Source organism: Neisseria sp. HMSC067G12 (assembly GCF_001812725.1).
In the GTDB taxonomy this organism is placed as follows: Bacteria; Pseudomonadota; Gammaproteobacteria; order Burkholderiales; family Neisseriaceae; genus Neisseria; species Neisseria perflava.
In genome coordinates this window covers 192,594-210,127 of the sequence record NZ_KV810226.1, presented here as the reverse complement: position 1 = coordinate 210,127, position 17,534 = coordinate 192,594, and the positions used below count along the sequence as shown (strand labels likewise).

The window sequence follows — 17,534 nt, the reverse complement described above, 5'->3', positions numbered from 1 at the left end:
TATGTTGTTACTCAAAACGCCTTCTGTATTGCCGGGTTTCAAGCTCAGTTTGGGTTTGACGGTTTTATGCCTGTCGCTTTTGGTGGTTTTGCCGTTTGCGATGATGGCGGCCAAAGCAGCAGAAATCGGCTGGAGCGGATTTTGGAACACGATTACCGAACCCAATGTCTTGGCGGCCGTCTGGCTGAGCTTGCGGATGTCGTTTTATGCGATGTTAACCAATATCGTGTTCGGCACGTTGGTCGCCTGGGTATTGGTGCGCTATGAATTTCCGGGCAAAGGGTTGGTAAACGCTTTGGTCGATTTGCCGTTTGCGCTGCCGACAGCGGTAACAGGCATTGCGTTGGCAACCCTGTATGCGCCCAATGGCTGGATAGGCCGTTTTTTCGAGCCTTTGGGTATCAAAATCGCCTTTACGCCCATCGGTATTTGGATTGCGCTGATTGTCGTCAGCCTGCCCTTTATCGTCCGCGCCGTACAACCGGTATTGGAAGAATTGTCGGGCGAGTATGAAGAAGCAGCGGCAACTTTGGGCGCAAGCCGTTGGACTACGTTCCGCCGTGTTCTCTTGCCTGAAATCACACCGGCCTTGTTGACCGGTGCAGGCATGATGTTTGCCCGCTCTACCGGCGAATACGGCTCGGTCATTTTCATCGCGGGCAATATTCCGATGGTGTCTGAAATCCTGCCCTTGATTATTACCGGCAAACTGGAGCAATACGATGCTCAGGGCGCGTCTGCCGTTGCTCTGTTTATGCTGATGATTTCGTTTGTCATCCTGCTGATTTTAAACATTATGCAATGGACTTTGAGCCGCCGTGCCGGAGCGAAGGTTTAACAAACAATAGGCCGTCTGAAACATCAAGCAAACATTTTTTAGACGGCCTAAACGGATACAAGAATAAATAGAGACTTCACTAACATGAAAACCCATTCTACCAATCCAAACCTGAGCGAACCGCGTTGGCTGCGCGTATTGCTGACTGCTACCGCCTTGGGCTTTCTGCTGCTGATGCTGGTCGTGCCTTTGGTTGCCGTATTCTACGAGGCCTTAAAAGGCGGTTGGGATTTATACCTGCAATCCTTGACCGATCCCGAAGCATGGTCTGCCATCAAATTAACCCTGATTACCGCTCTGATTGTTGTTCCTATCAATGCCGTATTGGGTGTGGCGATGGCGTGGCTGTTGACCCGTTTCGACTTTCGCGGCAAGCAGTTGCTGACCACCCTGCTCGATTTGCCGTTTTCCGTATCGCCCGTGGTGGCCGGTTTGATGTTCGTCTTATTGTTCGGCACGCATACGGCATTGGGCGGCTGGCTTGAAGCGCAAGGCATACAGATTATCTTCGCCATCCCCGGCATTATTTTGGCGACGCTGTTCGTTACCTTCCCCTTTGTCGCGCGCGAAATCATTCCTTTAATGCAGGCGCAGGGCGACAGCGAAGAACAGGCCGCGCTAATACTCGGCGCAAGCGGCTGGCAGATGTTTTGGCGCGTTACCCTACCCAACATCAAATGGGCGCTGCTCTACGGCATCATCCTCACCAACGCCCGCGCGATGGGCGAATTCGGCGCGGTCAGCGTGGTATCGGGACACATCCGCGGCGAAACCAACACCATCCCGCTTTTGGTTGAAATCTTCTACAACGAATACAACTTCACCGGCGCATTCGCCCTCTCCGGCGTATTGGCACTTTTAGCCTTGGCCACATTGCTGGTGCAAAACATCATCACAAAATTACAAGACAAAAAACTCGCCGCCGCTGAAAGGAACGCAGCATGAGCATTACTATTCAAAATCTAAACAAACACTTCGGAGCGTTCCACGCGCTGAAAAACATCAACCTCAACGTCCCCACCGGCAAACTCGTTTCCCTGCTCGGCCCATCCGGCTGCGGCAAAACCACGCTCCTGCGCATTATCGCCGGACTGGAAAACGCCGATGGCGGCCAAATTCTCTTTGACGGCCAAGACGTAACCGCCAAGCATGTGCGCGAGCGCAAAGTCGGCTTCGTATTCCAACACTACGCCCTCTTCCGCCACATGAACGTGTTTGACAACGTCGCCTTCGGTTTGACCGTATTGCCCAAGTCCGAACGCCCGTCCAAAGAACAAATCCGCGCCAAAGTCGAAGAATTGCTCAAACTCGTGCAGCTTTCCCAACTCGCCAAATCCTATCCGCACCAGCTCTCCGGCGGCCAACGCCAACGCATCGCCCTCGCCCGCGCCCTCGCCGTCGAACCCAAACTTCTGCTCTTGGACGAACCCTTCGGCGCGCTGGATGCCAAAGTGCGCAAAGAATTGCGCACCTGGCTGCGCGACATCCATCACAACCTAGGCGTAACCAGCATTCTGGTGACGCACGACCAAGAAGAAGCCCTTGAAGTTTCCGACGAAATCGTCGTCATGAACCACGGCAAAATCGAGCAAACCGGCAGTGCCGAAGCCATTTACCGCAAACCTGAAAACGCCTTCGTTACCGAATTTCTCGGCGAAACCGACGCCTTCGAAGGCAGAATCGAAAAAGGCATCTGGCATTACAACGGCTTCGCGTGGAAATTGGACACGCACTACAAATGGCAGGAACAAACCGCTATCGGCTACATCCGTCCGCACGAATGGCAGCTTGCCGCCGAAAACGAAACCCCGATGATCCGCGCCAAAATCGAAAAAATCCACGCCGTCGGCGCATTGACGCATATTGTGGTAAAACACGACAAACAAGACGTGCATATCACGCTGGCAGGCAGCGATGCCGCGCGTTACCAAATCGCCGAAGGCAAAGAATTGAGGCTGATTCCGAAACAGGTTTATGTCTTTTCTCAAAACGAGCTGATTGAATATTCGATTTGAGACTAAAGCATAAGGCCGTCTGAAAATCTGCTTTCAGACGGCCTTTCATCTTATTTAAACCTGCCAATCAATCGGCTCTAAACCATGTGCCTGCAAATAAGCGTTTGCCTGCGAAAAATGTTTGCAGCCAAAAAAGCCGCGATATGCCGATAAAGGCGAAGGGTGCGGCGCGGTCAGCACCAAATGGCGATTGCGGTCGATAAACGCGCCTTTCTTCTGCGCATGGCTGCCCCACAGCATAAAGACTAAATGCTCGCGTTCCTTATCCAATTGTCGGATGACTTCATCGGTAAACGCCTCCCAGCCAAAAGTCGCATGGGAATGCGCTGAACCGGCACGGACAGTCAATACCGTGTTCAACAGCAACACGCCCTGTTCCGCCCAATGCTGCAAATAGCCGTGTTGCGGAATCTGAAAACCCTCAATATCCGTCGCCAACTCTTTATAAATATTGACCAGCGACGGCGGCACCGCAATTTCAGGCTGGACGGAAAACGCCAAACCATGCGCCTGACCCGCACCGTGATACGGGTCTTGCCCTAAAATCACTACCTTTACATTTCCGAATTCAGTCGTCCGAAAGGCATTGAATACATCGCGCTCGGGCGGATAAACGGTTATCCCCGCCTGCCTTTCATGGCGCACCTTCTCCAAAATCGTTTGAAAATACGCCTTTTCTTTTTCCGCACCAATTGCCTCGTGCCAAGTCTGCATTATTTGCCGCTCCGTATTTGAATGGGCTTATTATAAAGGATATGCCGCATAACGATATGGTTTGTTGTCGCCGCAGGACTGAAGATTATCGACAGCAACAAACCTAAAGCGTCATAATAGCGTTCTGACTCAGGCCGTCTGAAAACCCAATACGGCTTTTCAGACGGCCTTTTTATATCGTTCGATTTTTATATGAATACACAAACCATCAAAACCTATCTTGTCGGCGGCGCTGTCCGCGACCATCTTTTAGGCCTGCCCGTCAAAGACCGCGACTGGGTAGTCGTCGGTGCAGATGCGCAAACCATGTTGGCTCAAGGCTATCAACCTGTTGGCAAGGATTTTCCCGTCTTTCTCCACCCGGACAGCCACGAAGAATACGCCCTCGCCCGTACCGAGCGTAAAACTGCCAAAGGCTATGCCGGATTCAGTTTTCATGCCGATAAAGACGTTACGCTGGAACAAGACCTAATGCGCCGCGACCTGACCATCAATTCCATGGCTCAGGATTCAGACGGCACGATCATCGATCCTTTTGGCGGACAACAAGATTTGGCGGCCGGCATCCTGCGCCACGTTTCGCCTGCCTTTGCCGAAGACCCTGTGCGGATTTTGCGTATCGCCCGTTTTGCCGCGCGTTATGGTTTTCAAATTGCCGATGAAACCATGTCGCTGATGCGGCAAATGGTAGAAAACGGCGAAGCGGATGCCTTGGTTGCCGAACGTGTCTGGCAGGAATTGGCCAAAGGCTTGATGGAGAAAAATCCGCGCCGAATGATTGAAGTTTTGCGCGAATGCGGCGCACTCAAAGTTTTACTGCCAGAAGTCGATGCCCTTTTCGGCGTACCGCAACGCGCCGACTATCATCCCGAAATCGACAGCGGTATTCATACGCTGATGGTTGTACAACGAGCCGCCGAGATGAACCTGTCCCTCGCTGAACGCTATGCTGCCTTATTGCACGACTTGGGCAAGGCAAAAACACCGGCCGATATACTGCCGAAACACTACGGACACGACCTTAACGGCGTCGAACCCGTCCGCGAAGTCAATCAACGCCTGCGCGCGCCCAAACACTGCGCCGAGCTTGCCGAACTCGTCTGCCGTTGGCACATCATGCTCCATCAAGTCGGGCAGTTCAAAAGTAAAACTATTTTGAATGTTTTGAAAAAAACCGACGCATTCCGCCGCCCCGAACGTTTTCAGACGGCCTTAAACGTCTGCGTGGCCGACAAACAAGGCCGTCTGAATCTTGAAAACACGCCTTATCCGCAACGTGAACACTGGCTGGCCTTACTTGAGGCCGCCAATCAAGTAGATGCAGGCAAAATTGCCGCCGAGTGCCGCGCACAAGGCAAAGCCCATTTAATTGCCGAACAAATCGATCATGCCCGCTTGGCGCAAATTAGGCCGCTGCAAAAAGCGTATCAGGCTGAAAAAATAGGAGGCTATTGATGGCATCTTCGCGTTATAAAATCGAACGCATGCCCGACGGCATTGCCGTATCTGCTCGTGTTGTACATGACTCGCAGGAAATCGGTTTTACCGCGGTATTTCTTATGTTTTCCTTTGTTCTTACATGCATCGCGCCGTTTTACCTTGAAGAGCACTATTTCACTAATTTAGAAGCCATTCTCATCCCTTTACTTTTTACTTTCTACTTAGTCGGTTCACTTGTTTACGGCCTTCTTTGGCAACTTTTCGGACGTGAAAACATCAAGATCCGTAACCATACGCTGTCTCATGGTTATACCTTGTTTTCCATTGGGCGTTGGCGTAGTTTCCCGTTGTCAGAAATCTCCGAATGGCATTCTCGTGACCATATTCCCCAAGCTCCTGTTGCACAAGGAAGGAAACAGAGGTTGCCAAACGAAAACCTCTACCAAAATGGTATGAAACGAAAAATTCACAATGTCCCCAATATTTTACGTATCCAAAAATGTGTACAAGGTGCATGGTCTTTCGATTATCAGGGAAAAACCATACGTATCGGCGATTTTTTTGATAGCCGCGATTTTCAGGCAGTCAATATTGAATTGAACAGATTTATCCCCATATTCGCCAAAGCCCGTCAACTTAAAGACGCCCTTTGAAACAGCCGACACGATATCCGCTATAATCCGCACCTTAACCATCTTATTTCAACAATAAAATCATGACTATCCAGACCAATTTACTTCACGAAAAAATCAGCAATAAAGATTATCAACGCCTCATTGTCAAACACAGCGAATCTTTCAGCGACGGCGAAATCTGCCTATTGAATGAGATTTTGGAAAAATTTGAATTTGATGTCGTACAGGAACAAGCATTGGCGCAAGCTGTGATGCAGCAGGTGCGCTTCGATCCAAACGACTACCATATCGACAGCGACGATGAAGACACAACCGGCATCTGTCCGCACTGCATCAATCCGCCCATGCCACCCCTGCGCGATTATTTGGTTTGGCGCGAAACACGCGGCTGAAAATTTTCCTAATCGATTTTGATAAGTTATTAACAATTCGCTATCGAATAAGGCCGTCTGAACAGGTGTCATCGTTACATATGTTCAGACGGCCTTTTGTAAATAAATGTTCACAATTAGGATAAATCAGTATAATCTGCGCCATTTGAATTTTCTTCGGAGCTTTTATGAATCAGCTTAAAACGGCGGTAGCCGGTGCGCAGATTTTGTTTGTCGCATTCGGTGCCATGGTGCTTGTGCCGCTTCTGACGGGACTGAACCCGGCTTTGGCATTATTGGGCGCAGGCTTGGGCACTTTGTTGTTCCAATTGGTTACCAAACGTAAAGTGCCGATTTTCCTCGGCTCTTCTTTTGCCTTTATTGCACCGATTATCTACTCCATCGGCGAATGGGGCCTGCCTTCTACCATGTTCGGCCTGTTTGCGGCAGGTTTCATGTACTTTGTCTTTGCCGCGCTAATTAGATGGCGCGGTCTAGATGCGGTACACAAGCTGTTGCCGCCCGTGGTTATCGGTCCGGTGATTATGGTAATCGGTTTGTCCGTGGCCGCTGCAGCCAGCAGCATGGCCATGGGTCAGGCGGATGGAAAACAGGTCATCGACTATATCGACTCGCTGATTCTGTCCGGCTTTACCTTTGCGGTAACCGTCATTGTTTCTGTCTTCGGCAGCAAAATGATGAAGCTGATTCCGATTCTGATCGGCGTGGCTTCAGGCTATGTGTTGGCTTTGATCATGGGCTTGGTCGATACCAGCGCCATCATCAACGCTCCTTGGTTTGCCGTCCCTCATTTTGAAACGCCTCAAGTCAACTGGCAGGCTGCCTTGTTTATGTTGCCCGTTGCCATCGCCCCGGCCATCGAACACATCGGCGGCATTATGGCCATCGGTAATGTAACCGGCAAAAACTACACTAAAGACCCGGGCTTGGACAAAACCCTCGCCGGCGACGGCTTGGGCGTGTGCGTGGCCGGTTTGATCGGCGGCCCGCCTGTGACCACTTACGGTGAAGTGACCGGCGCGGTGATGATTACCAAAAACAGCAACCCCGTTATCATGACTTGGGCGGCAATTTTTGCGATTTTCATGGCATTTTTCGGTAAGTTCAACGCGTTTTTGGCTTCGATTCCTATGCCGGTTATGGGCGGCATTATGTTGCTGCTGTTCGGTACAATCGCCTCTTTGGGCATCAAAACATTGATTGATGCGAAAGTCGATTTGATGCAGCCGAAAAATCTGGTTATCGTCAGTTCCGTATTGACGACAGGTATCGGCGGCATGATTATCAAAGTAGGTACTTTGAGCTTCGCCGGTGTAGGTTTATGCGCCGTATTGGCCATTATCCTGAACTGCGTTTTGCCCAATACAAAATCAGAAGAAGCATAAATAGCTGGCTCATAAACTCAAAGGCCGTCTGAAAATGAGATTTCAGACGGCCTTTTTATTACGCTTTATACAATGAAAAATGCCGGAGACTTAACCATCTCCGGCATTTTTGAATAAGGTGGCGAGCCGAACCCCCGGCACTGGCTCATCAGAGTGGGCTGCTGGCTTCCGCCCCTGACCCGGTGTTCCGAATTACCATGCGGGGAGACCCGCCATAGAAGAAACGCATTATAGCGGTTTTACAGAAAAACTCAAGCGATAAAATCTGTCAGGCCGTCTGAAAATCATTTACATGACAAGATTGTAAACAATATTACCTAGTTGAAAATCATTCCCATTGAAATGTTTATTGTCTTTTCCGTTGAAAAATATCGAAAATTACACTACATTAACACTTTACGCCATCAAGAAGAAATTGCATTTTTCAGACGGCCTTTAATATAAAAACATTACATCCATCAACGGAACACGACCATGACCACGACTACTGCCCCTCAGCGTATTCGAGAAATTCCCTATAACTATACTTCTTATACCGACCGCGAAATCGTCATCCGACTGTTGGGCAACGAAGCGTGGCAAATCCTGCAAGACCTGCGCGGTCAACGCAAAACAGGACGTTCGGCACGAATGCTGTTTGAAGTATTGGGCGATATTTGGGTGGTCGTGCGTAATCCGTATCTGGTCGATGATTTGCTGGAGCATCCGAAACGCCGCGCCGCGCTGGTGCGGGAAATGCGCCACCGCTTAAATGAAATCCGCAAACGCCGCGACGATAATCGGCAAGTGGATGTCTTGGTTGCAGCAGCAGAAAAAGCAGTCGAGCGTTTTGATAGCAGTTTTGATGAAACCAGCCAAAAACGCCATCAAATTTTGGATCGCTTAAGCAAAATTACCAAGCCGCACAATATTATGTTTGACGGATTGGCTCGAGTAACGCACGTTACCGATGCGACTGACTGGCGCGTGGAGTATCCGTTTGTTGTCGTTAATCCTGATACCGAGGCAGAGATCGCGCCTTTGGTGCGCGCTTTAATTGAGTTGGACTTGGTCATTATCCCACGCGGTGGCGGTACCGGCTACACTGGTGGCGCAGTACCTTTAGACGCAAACAGCGCAGTCATCAATACCGAAAAACTCGACAAGCATCGCGGCGTCGAATATGTTGAGCTGGCAGGCTTGGACGGCAGACATCCGATTATCCATTGTGGCGCAGGCGTAGTAACCCGCCGGGTGGAAGAAACCGCGCATCAGGCGGGTTTGGTGTTTGCCGTTGATCCGACTTCCGCCGATGCGTCTTGCGTGGGCGGTAATGTGGCGATGAATGCAGGTGGCAAAAAAGCTGTGCTGTGGGGTACTGCCTTGGACAACCTCGCCTACTGGAACATGATCAACCCTCAAGGCGAATGGTTGCGTATCGAACGCGTTCGCCACAATTTTGGCAAAATCCACGATGAAGAAATCGCCTTGTTTGATGTACATACGTTGGATTCAGACGGCCGCAATATCGTCAATACCAAACGCTTGGAAATCCCCGGCCACAAATTCCGCAAAGTCGGTTTGGGCAAAGACGTTACCGACAAATTCTTGAGCGGTCTGCCCGGCGTGCAGAAAGAAGGCACAGACGGCATCATCACCAGCGTCGCCTTCGTATTGCACAAAATGCCGAAATACACGCGTACTGTATGTATGGAATTTTTCGGTACAGTCGCCACCGCAACGCCTTCCATCGTCGAAATCCGCGATTTCCTGCTTACCCATGAAAGCGTTCGGCTGGCGGGTTTGGAGCATTTAGACTGGCGTTACGTCCGCGCCGTCGGTTATGCCACCAAAGCGGCAGGTAAAGGCCGACCTAAAATGGTCTTGCTGGCAGACGTGGTTTCCGATGACGAAGCCGCCGTACAGGCAGCCGCCGAACACATCTGCAAACTTGCCCGCGCCCGCGACGGCGAAGGCTTTATCGCCATATCTCCAGAAGCGCGCAAAACCTTCTGGCTTGACCGCAGCCGCACCGCCGCCATCGCCAAACATACCAACGCCTTTAAAATCAACGAAGACGTAGTGATTCCGCTGGAGCGGCTCGGTGAGTATTCAGACGGCATCGAGCGCATCAACATTGAGCTTTCCATTCAAAACAAACTCAAACTCTGTGCCGCCTTAGAGCAATATCTGTCCGGCAAACTCCCCATCGACAAAATGGGAACAGACCTGCCAACCGCCGAACTATTGGGCGAACGCGGCAAACACGCCCTAGCCCACGTTTCCGCTGTCAAAGCGCGTTGGGAATGGCTGCTTGCTAACTTAGACGCGCCGCTTGCCGACTATAAAGCACGCTATGGCGCAGCCGTCCACGCTGCGCCCGAAGCCAAAAACAATGAAAGCTGCTTTATTGCCTTCCGCGATTTCCGCCTGCGCGTGTCTGTCAAAGCGGACGTAATGAAGCCGCTTTCTGAAATCTTCAGCGGCAAAACAGATACCAAAATTATCCAAGGCTTGGGCAAAATCCACGCCAAAACCGTACGCAGCCGCGTCTTCGTCGCCCTGCATATGCACGCCGGCGACGGTAACGTTCACACCAATATTCCGGTTAACTCAGACGATGCCGAAATGCTTCAGACGGCCTACCGTTCTGTGGAACGCATCATGAAAATCGCCCGTTCGCTCGGCGGCGTAATTTCCGGCGAACACGGCATCGGCATTACCAAGCTCGAATTCCTGACAGATGAAGATTTGCAACCGTTTTGGAATTACAAAAACCAAGTCGATCCCAAACACACCTTCAACCGTCACAAACTGATGAAAGGCTCGGACCTGCGCAACGCCTATACGCCGTCTTTCGAGCTTTTGGGTGCGGAATCGCTGATTATGGAAAAATCAGACCTCGGCACCATCGCCGATTCCGTCAAAGACTGCCTGCGCTGCGGCAAATGCAAACCTGTTTGCTCTACTCATGTTCCGCGTGCCAACCTACTGTATAGCCCCCGCAACAAAATCCTCGGTGTGGGCTTACTGACCGAAGCCTTCTTATACGAAGAACAAACCCGTCGCGGCGTTTCCGTCAAGCATTTTGAAGAACTGATGGACATCGGCGACCACTGCACCGTGTGCCACCGCTGCGTTAAGCCCTGCCCTGTCAACATCGACTTTGGCGACGTTACCGTAGCCGTCCGCAACTACCTTGCCGATTCCGGCCACAAACGCTTTGCGCCTGCAGCTTCAATGGGTATGGCATTTTTGAACGCCACAGGCCCGAAAACCATTAAAGCCCTTCGCGCCGCCATGATACAGACCGGCTTCCCAGCGCAAAACTTTGCCTACAAAATCGGCAAGCTTCTTCCGATTGGCACTAAAAAGCAAAAAGCCGAACCGAAAGCCACCGTCGGTACCGCCTCAATCAAAGAACAGGTTATCCACTTCATCAACCGTCCTTTGCCGAAAAGCGTGCCTGCTAAAACTCCACGCTCCATGCTGGGTATAGAAGACGACAAGAGTATTCCTATCATCCGCAATCCGGCTTCTCCGGAAGATGCCGAAGCCGTGTTCTACTTCCCCGGCTGCGGCTCTGAGCGCCTGTTCAGCCAAATCGGACTAGCCGTTCAAGCCATGCTCTGGCATGTCGGCGTACAAACCGTCCTGCCGCCGGGCTATATGTGTTGCGGCTATCCGCAAGACGCAGGCGGAAATAAGGCTAAAGCCGAAGAAATGAGCACCAACAACCGCGTGGCTTTCCACCGTATGGCGAACACCCTCAACTACCTCGACATTAAAACCGTCGTCGTCAGTTGCGGTACCTGCTACGACCAACTGGAAAAATACCGTTTTGAAGAAATCTTCCCAGGCTGCCGTATCATCGACATCCATGAATATCTGCTTGAAAAAGGTGTGCAGCTAAACGGCGTACAAGGTCAGCAATACCTCTACCACGACCCTTGCCATACCCCGATCAAAACCATGAATGCCACCCAAATGGCCAGCAGCCTGATGGGACAGAAAGTCGTCTTAAGCGACCGCTGCTGCGGCGAGTCCGGTATGTTTGCCGTCAAACGACCCGACATTGCCACTCAGGTCAAGTTCCGCAAACAAGAGGAAATTGAGAAAAACCTCAAAGAGCTGCCTCAGGGCGAACCCGTCAAAATGCTTACCTCCTGCCCAGCCTGCCTGCAAGGCCTGAGCCGCTACGCCGACGACAACAATATGCCTGCCGACTACATTGTCATCGAAATGGCGAAACACATCCTCGGCGAAAACTGGCTGGATGAGTTTGTAAAAAAAGCCAATAACGGCGGTGTAGAAAAAGTATTGCTCTAAGGACTTAGACAAAAACTTTTGGATGTAATAAAGGCCGTCTGAAAATCTTTCAGACGGCCTTTTTATTCAAAAGAATCAAAATACAATAATCAAATCAAATGCCTTTACAAATAGCGATGCTACACCAGCAGTATTCAATAAAAAATAAAACTTGAGGCTTTTATCCCCCAGGTTTTATTTTCAAGTCTTATGCTTTTTCTTGCTGACGTTTTCTTTCTGCCATCATCTCATGCAATGTTTGCTTGGCAGGTTTCATCGGAACATGGTTATTGGTCCAGCTTAACTGCTTGCTTGGCGTCAATGCACGGAATTTGGTAGCAGCCCAGCCGAATGCTCGATAAGCCTTACTGCCGCTGAAAATGCCGTTAAACGTACGCCACGCCATTTGCTCGCCGAAGGTATGCGATGCGCCTTGACCACGGATAGGATGAGGAACGGTTTCTGTTGGCGAACGTTGCGCTTCAACACGCAGACGTTGCATTTGTTCGGTAATCGGAATGCGTACCGGACAAACCTCAACACAGGCGCCACACATGGTACATGCAGTCGGCAGATCGCGTGTCGCATCCAAGCCTAACAAATGCGGAGAGATAATCTCGCCAATCGGGCCGGGATAAGTCGTACCGTAGGCCGCGCCACCGATACGGGTATAAACCGGACAGTGGTTCATACACGCACCGCAACGGATACATTGCAAGGTACGGCGCATTTGATCTTCTGCATACGCTTGACTACGGCCGTTATCAAGCAGTACCAAGTGCATTTCTTGAGGGCCGTCCAGCTCTTCGCTACGGCGAGGACCGGTAATCATATTAAAATAAGTGGTAATGTTCTGACCGATGGCGGAGCGTGGCAGCAGGCTGTACAAAGGCGGAACATCCGACAGCTTCGCAACCACTTTTTCAATACCGGTAATGGCGATGTGCACAGGCGGTACAGTGGTACTCAAGCGGCCGTTGCCTTCATTTTCGACCAGACACAAAGTGCCCGTTTCAGCAACGGCAAAGTTCACACCGCTCAAACCGACATCGGCAGTGCTGTAAATATCGCGCAATGCTTTACGCGCAAATCCAGTCAACTGGTCTACATCATCTGTTAATGGAGTGCCGAGGTTTTGATGGAAAAGCTCGCTAACCTGCTCTTTGGTTTTATGAATGGCAGGCATCACGATATGGGTTGGTTTCTCGCCGGCCATTTGAACGATAAACTCGCCCAAGTCGCTCTCAATCGCTTTGATGCCTTGATCTTGCAGATAATGGTTCAGCTCAATCTCTTCGCTGACCATAGATTTGCCTTTCACCATCAGCTTACCGTTTTTATCGGTAATGATGTTGTGAATGATTTGGCAGGCTTCGGCAGGTGTTTCTGCCCAGTGGACTTTAACGCCCAACTTGGTCAGGTTTTCTTCCAGCTGTTCCAATAATGCAGGCAATTTGGACAACGAACGTTGACGGACATGCTCACACAAGTCACGCAGGCTTTGCAGCTCTTCTTCATCTGTCAAAACGGCTTTGCGCTTGGTCATCAGCATGTCCATCGCTGTGCGCAAGCTTTTACGCAAAGGTTTGTCTTGCAAAGAAATCGCGGCGTTTTGCTTGAACGTTTCCGGCTTCATATGGAATTTAATGGTTTGGGAACTCATGCTTTTTCCTCCAAATCGGCAGGGGAAATGTGATCAGGCAGAACGGCCAAAACCACCAAATCGCGCGGGCCGTGTGCACCATAGGCCAAAGTCAATTGAATATCAGCAGTCTTAGACGGGCCGGAAATCAAAATAACGTTGGTAGGCATGCCTTTTTCTACCAGTTTTTCGCCTTCAACAGCATTATGTAATTCGTTGTACATTTTGCTGGTGTCAAACAAGCAGAAATGCACAGGCGGAACCAAACTCAGGCTGCGTGGCTCGACAGGACTGGACTCCAGCATAATCGTACCGGTACGGGCAATACCGCATTTAGAGCCGCTAAAACCAGCCTCAATATCGGTAAAGAATTCGTTTTTCCAGTCGTCGATTTTTCGCTCAAAACCACGCGGTTCAATATCGGTATCGGCCAAAGCTGCACGGGCCAGCTGACCATGTTCTGTTTCCAATGGAAGCAGAATGTTTTTCAAGCCCTTGCCTTCGGCGGCTTGACGGAATACTTGCGGCCAGTTGGATTTGGTAACCCAATAGATTTCAGTTTTGACGGCACGCATGGCAGCCGCCCAATGTTTCAAGCGTTCGACATCGTTTGCCCAAGAAACACCCATTTCACGGTAATAATCGAAAACCGGCGGTTCTTCCATCGGCAAGGCATCGGCTTTTTTCAATTTCGCTAAAATATTTTCGCGCGCGCTCATGCTTTACCTCCGGTGCGTTCCAACAGGAAAGATGCAATATGTTTCGGACGTGGCATATTGGGTTCGTCTTTAGCGATTTTGCCGCCAATATTCATCATGCAACCGCAGTCCGCGCTGATGATTTCAGTTGCGCCGGTTTCTTTCAGCGCGGCAACTTTGTCGGTTACCATCGCTCCGGAAATATCGGCTTGTTTCACAGAGAATGTACCGCCAAAACCGCAGCACTCGCTTTCATGGTCGTGAACGATACGTTCAACATTTTCCATGCCGTCGATCAACTGCCAGCCTGACAAATGTACATTCATCTCGCGACGCGCCGCGCAGGAAGTATGAACAGCCACTTTAACCGGCTCGCCTTTATCTTCAGGTTTGTAACCAATCGCCAGCAGGAAGTGGGTAAATTCAATGATACGATTGGCGCAATCAATGGCTTTTTGCTCGTACTCGGTACCTTTGAACAAAGTCGGCCAGTGGTGTTTCATCATGCCGCCGCAAGAACCGGAAGGCACGACAATCGGCCAATTTTCAGGGAATAAATCCAGTTGCGCTTTGGCAACATCAAAGGCTTCTTTAGGATGGCCTGACGAATAGGCCGGTTGACCGCAGCAGCTTTGCTCCATTGGATAATGGACACGGATACCCTGTTGTTCGATTAAAGTAATGGCATCCATGCCTGCTTCAGGCATGAAAAGGTCGAGAACGCAAGTACCGAAGAAATAAGCATCGGTTGGCTTGCTGTCGAATACAGTGATTTGTGGTGGTTTGATTGCGCTCATTTTTTAGAACGGGACAACCCGTTTTCTTGTGTAAAAATAAGATGGATACTTTAAGTAATTGCTTGTAATGGGTCAAGTCTAATTTTAAAAAATAATATTAAAAAAGCATGACAAACCAGACAAACACCTTTTCCTTATTAACTTGATAATCTACATAATAACCACTATCAATAAGAAAACTGATGGATTCATTTTTTAATGAATGAAGCTCGTACATTCTCTCTATTTAAAACACAATAACTGCCTCTTTATAGAATCTTGATTTACATCAGAAGTCATGAACTTAATCTCTATGACTCATTTTTAAACAAAATAAGCGACCCATTATGCTGTACATATGTTTCAGACGGCCATATCTGAATAAAAAGATGTCTAAGATAATAAAAATAAAAGTTTTTCTCACAAGACTCAGGTCGTCTGAAAGATAAGTTCGTCAAAAGGCCGCTTTCCATATGCTCAACCTTACTTTTAATCAAAATCAAACACTTGAAAAATCATCCTTCTTAACCTTGAAAACTCTATGCACACTCAAGCACTTCCAGTATCATTGAGACAGTCTCTTGACGCAAAATTACAGTCTTAGCCGCCCACAATCGGCATGGATTTGTAAAAGAAGTGAAACCAAGCTTCAAAACAATTTCACCTTAATTTCGGAGTAGGCATTATGTTGACCCAGACTCAACAGGTTGATTTGACCTTGCATCACCTTAAAGAACGCACCCTATCGATTTATACCCCCGAACAGCGTGCAAGCATCGAGACATCTGAAGACTGGAAACAGTTTGACAGACGACTTGAGGAACACTTCCCAAAACTGATGCACGAGCTGGACAACGTATACAACAACAACGAAGCCGTCCTCCCTATGCTGGAGCAACTGATTGCCCAAGCATGGCAAAGCTATTCCCAACGCAACGCATCTTTAAAAGATATTGATATCGCGCGAGAAAACGATCCTGACTGGATTTTGTCCAACAAACAGGTTGGCGGCGTGTGCTACGTCGATTTGTTCGCAGGCGATCTGCAAGGGTTGAAAGCCAAAATCCCTTATTTCCAAGAATTGGGCCTGACCTATCTACACCTGATGCCCCTGTTTAAATGCCCTGAAGGCAAAAGCGACGGCGGCTATGCGGTCAGCAGCTACCGCGATGTCAATCCAGCACTGGGTACAATAGACGACTTGCGCGATGTCATTGCCGCCTTGCACGAAGCAGGCATTTCCGCCGTTGTCGATTTCATCTTCAACCACACTTCCAACGAACACGAATGGGCAAAACGCTGCGCTGCCGGCGATCCACTCTACGACAACTTCTACTATATTTTCCCTGACCGCTGGATGCCCGACCAATACGACCGCACCCTGCGTGAAATCTTCCCCGACCAACATCCGGGCGGTTTCTCGCAATTGGAAGACGGCCGCTGGGTATGGACAACGTTCAATTCCTTCCAATGGGACTTGAATTACAGTAATCCTTGGGTATTCCGCGCTATGGCAGGCGAAATGATGTTCCTTGCCAATTTGGGCGTTGATATTCTGCGCATGGATGCCGTTGCCTTTATTTGGAAGCAAATGGGCACAAGCTGCGAAAACCTGCCTCAGGCACACGCTCTGATTCGTGCGTTTAACTCCGTAATGCGTATTGCCGCCCCGGCCGTGTTCTTCAAATCCGAAGCCATCGTCCATCCTGACCAAGTTGTCCAATACATCAGCCAAGATGAATGCCAAATCGGCTACAACCCTCTACAAATGGCATTGTTGTGGAACACGCTTGCCACGCGCGAAGTTAACCTACTCCATCAGGCACTGACCTACCGCCACAACCTGCCCGACCACACTGCATGGGTTAACTACGTCCGCAGCCATGACGACATCGGCTGGACATTTGCCGATGAGGACGCATGGCAGTTCGGCATCCACGGCTACGACCACCGACAATTCCTCAACCGTTTCTTCGTCAACCATTTTGATGGCAGCTTCGCGCGCGGCGTCCCCTTCCAATACAACCCCAACACTGGCGACTGCCGTGTCAGCGGTACAGCCGCAGCATTGGTCGGTTTGGCTCAAAATGACCCGTATGCCGTTGACCGCATCAAACTTTTGTACAGCATCGCCCTGAGTACCGGCGGTCTGCCGCTGATTTACTTGGGCGACGAAGTCGGTACGCTCAATGATGACGACTGGTCGCAAGACAGTAATAAGAGCGACGACAGCCGCTGGGCACACCGTCCTCGTTATAATGAGGAGTTGTACAACCAACGCCATGACAGCTCGACCACTGCCGGTCAAATCTTCCAAGGTTTGCGCCATATGATTGCCATCCGCCAAAACAATCCGCGCTTTGACGGCGGCAAGTTGGTTACCTTCAATACCAACAACAAACACATCATCGGCTATATGCGCAACAACGCGCTGTTGGCATTCGGCAACTTCAGCGAACATCCGCAAACCATCAGCGCGCATACGCTGCAAGCCATGCCGTTTAAAGCGCACGATTTGATCAGCGGTCAAACCGTTTCCCTGAATCAGGATTTGGTACTGCAACCCTATCAAGTCATGTGGCTTGAAATTGCATAAGCCGAAATTTTGATACACCACTCAAGGCCGTCTGAACAAATCAGCGTTCAGACGGCCTTTTAAGAAACTAAGATGTATTTTGTATTTTGGGCAGTTTCGCTTAGAATGCATGCTTT

Annotated in this window: 13 protein-coding genes and 1 other RNA gene; 9 read left to right on the top strand and 5 right to left on the bottom strand. The window is 49.9% G+C overall.

Annotated features, from left to right (window positions below; translation table 11 throughout):
• Position 1 precedes the first annotated feature (1 nt).
• The 3 genes from cysT to HMPREF2871_RS10925 all read left to right on the top strand — a co-directional run bounded on the left by cysT (position 2) and on the right by HMPREF2871_RS10925 (position 2,853).
• Positions 2-838: a sulfate ABC transporter permease subunit CysT gene (gene cysT, locus HMPREF2871_RS10935; protein ID WP_003683475.1), complete on the top strand. Its 837-nt coding sequence runs from the start codon at positions 2-4 to the stop codon at positions 836-838.
• Between the two features lie 84 nt (positions 839-922).
• Positions 923-1,783 (top strand): sulfate ABC transporter permease subunit CysW, encoded by an 861-nt coding sequence (gene cysW, locus HMPREF2871_RS10930; RefSeq protein WP_049336112.1) that lies wholly within the window; start codon positions 923-925, stop codon positions 1,781-1,783.
• Positions 1,780-2,853, top strand: a complete 1,074-nt coding sequence (locus HMPREF2871_RS10925) for a sulfate/molybdate ABC transporter ATP-binding protein (protein WP_049336114.1) — start codon at positions 1,780-1,782, stop codon at positions 2,851-2,853. The genes cysW and HMPREF2871_RS10925 overlap by 4 nt, the downstream gene beginning before the upstream one ends.
• A 54-nt stretch (positions 2,854-2,907) precedes the next feature.
• On the opposite strand, the gene ung is transcribed toward HMPREF2871_RS10925, so the two are convergent.
• Positions 2,908-3,567, bottom strand: coding sequence for a uracil-DNA glycosylase (gene ung / locus HMPREF2871_RS10920; RefSeq protein WP_049336116.1), 660 nt, complete (start codon positions 3,565-3,567; stop codon positions 2,908-2,910).
• Between the two features lie 192 nt (positions 3,568-3,759).
• On the opposite strand from ung, the gene HMPREF2871_RS10915 reads away from it, so the two are divergent.
• The 4 genes from HMPREF2871_RS10915 to HMPREF2871_RS10900 all read left to right on the top strand — a co-directional run bounded on the left by HMPREF2871_RS10915 (position 3,760) and on the right by HMPREF2871_RS10900 (position 7,419).
• Positions 3,760-5,022, top strand: coding sequence for a multifunctional CCA addition/repair protein (locus HMPREF2871_RS10915; RefSeq protein WP_004520587.1), 1,263 nt, complete (start codon positions 3,760-3,762; stop codon positions 5,020-5,022).
• The gene (locus HMPREF2871_RS10910) at positions 5,022-5,660 is read left to right on the top strand and encodes a hypothetical protein (protein ID WP_049344817.1); all 639 of its coding nucleotides are present in this window, start codon (positions 5,022-5,024) and stop codon (positions 5,658-5,660) included. The genes HMPREF2871_RS10915 and HMPREF2871_RS10910 overlap by 1 nt, the downstream gene beginning before the upstream one ends.
• A 62-nt stretch (positions 5,661-5,722) precedes the next feature.
• Positions 5,723-6,034: a hypothetical protein gene (locus tag HMPREF2871_RS10905; RefSeq protein WP_004520589.1), complete on the top strand. Its 312-nt coding sequence runs from the start codon at positions 5,723-5,725 to the stop codon at positions 6,032-6,034.
• 167 nt (positions 6,035-6,201) lie between these two features.
• The gene (locus HMPREF2871_RS10900) at positions 6,202-7,419 is read left to right on the top strand and encodes a uracil-xanthine permease family protein (RefSeq protein ID WP_003679234.1); all 1,218 of its coding nucleotides are present in this window, start codon (positions 6,202-6,204) and stop codon (positions 7,417-7,419) included.
• A gap of 117 nt (positions 7,420-7,536) precedes the next feature.
• Here HMPREF2871_RS10900 and ffs read toward each other — a convergent pair.
• An RNA gene (gene ffs, locus HMPREF2871_RS10895) (signal recognition particle sRNA small type) lies at positions 7,537-7,633 on the bottom strand.
• Between the two features lie 260 nt (positions 7,634-7,893).
• Between ffs and HMPREF2871_RS10890 the strand changes: the two genes are divergently transcribed.
• Positions 7,894-11,727 (top strand): DUF3683 domain-containing protein, encoded by a 3,834-nt coding sequence (locus HMPREF2871_RS10890; RefSeq protein WP_049336118.1) that lies wholly within the window; start codon positions 7,894-7,896, stop codon positions 11,725-11,727.
• A 187-nt stretch (positions 11,728-11,914) separates the two neighbouring features.
• Here HMPREF2871_RS10890 and HMPREF2871_RS10885 read toward each other — a convergent pair whose 3' ends face one another.
• Genes HMPREF2871_RS10885 through HMPREF2871_RS10875 form a run of 3 tightly spaced genes read right to left on the bottom strand, consistent with a single transcriptional unit; the run spans position 11,915 to position 14,843 of the window.
• Positions 11,915-13,369, bottom strand: a complete 1,455-nt coding sequence (locus HMPREF2871_RS10885) for a LutB/LldF family L-lactate oxidation iron-sulfur protein (protein ID WP_049344815.1) — start codon at positions 13,367-13,369, stop codon at positions 11,915-11,917.
• Complete coding sequence (locus HMPREF2871_RS10880) at positions 13,366-14,067, bottom strand: LutC/YkgG family protein (RefSeq protein WP_049344814.1); 702 nt, start codon at positions 14,065-14,067, stop codon at positions 13,366-13,368. Before HMPREF2871_RS10880 ends, HMPREF2871_RS10885 begins: the two co-directional genes overlap by 4 nt.
• Positions 14,064-14,843: a (Fe-S)-binding protein gene (locus tag HMPREF2871_RS10875; RefSeq protein ID WP_049344813.1), complete on the bottom strand. Its 780-nt coding sequence runs from the start codon at positions 14,841-14,843 to the stop codon at positions 14,064-14,066. The genes HMPREF2871_RS10880 and HMPREF2871_RS10875 overlap by 4 nt, the downstream gene beginning before the upstream one ends.
• A gap of 664 nt (positions 14,844-15,507) precedes the next feature.
• Here HMPREF2871_RS10875 and HMPREF2871_RS10870 point away from each other — a divergent pair.
• Entirely contained in the window at positions 15,508-17,418 is a 1,911-nt protein-coding gene (locus HMPREF2871_RS10870) for an alpha-amylase family protein (RefSeq protein ID WP_049344812.1), read from the top strand.
• Positions 17,419-17,534 lie beyond the last annotated feature (116 nt).

Coding starts and splice junctions, on each gene's coding strand:
- HMPREF2871_RS10875 (WP_049344813.1), bottom strand. CDS start 14,843: ATGAGCGCAATCAAACCACCACAAATCACTGTATTCGACAGCAAGCCA.
- HMPREF2871_RS10915 (WP_004520587.1), top strand. CDS start 3,760: ATGAATACACAAACCATCAAAACCTATCTTGTCGGCGGCGCTGTCCGC.
- HMPREF2871_RS10870 (WP_049344812.1), top strand. CDS start 15,508: ATGTTGACCCAGACTCAACAGGTTGATTTGACCTTGCATCACCTTAAA.
- HMPREF2871_RS10890 (WP_049336118.1), top strand. CDS start 7,894: ATGACCACGACTACTGCCCCTCAGCGTATTCGAGAAATTCCCTATAAC.
- cysW (WP_049336112.1), top strand. CDS start 923: ATGAAAACCCATTCTACCAATCCAAACCTGAGCGAACCGCGTTGGCTG.
- HMPREF2871_RS10910 (WP_049344817.1), top strand. CDS start 5,022: ATGGCATCTTCGCGTTATAAAATCGAACGCATGCCCGACGGCATTGCC.
- HMPREF2871_RS10905 (WP_004520589.1), top strand. CDS start 5,723: ATGACTATCCAGACCAATTTACTTCACGAAAAAATCAGCAATAAAGAT.
- cysT (WP_003683475.1), top strand. CDS start 2: ATGTTGTTACTCAAAACGCCTTCTGTATTGCCGGGTTTCAAGCTCAGT.
- HMPREF2871_RS10880 (WP_049344814.1), bottom strand. CDS start 14,067: ATGAGCGCGCGCGAAAATATTTTAGCGAAATTGAAAAAAGCCGATGCC.
- ung (WP_049336116.1), bottom strand. CDS start 3,567: ATGCAGACTTGGCACGAGGCAATTGGTGCGGAAAAAGAAAAGGCGTAT.
- HMPREF2871_RS10925 (WP_049336114.1), top strand. CDS start 1,780: ATGAGCATTACTATTCAAAATCTAAACAAACACTTCGGAGCGTTCCAC.
- HMPREF2871_RS10900 (WP_003679234.1), top strand. CDS start 6,202: ATGAATCAGCTTAAAACGGCGGTAGCCGGTGCGCAGATTTTGTTTGTC.
- HMPREF2871_RS10885 (WP_049344815.1), bottom strand. CDS start 13,369: ATGAGTTCCCAAACCATTAAATTCCATATGAAGCCGGAAACGTTCAAG.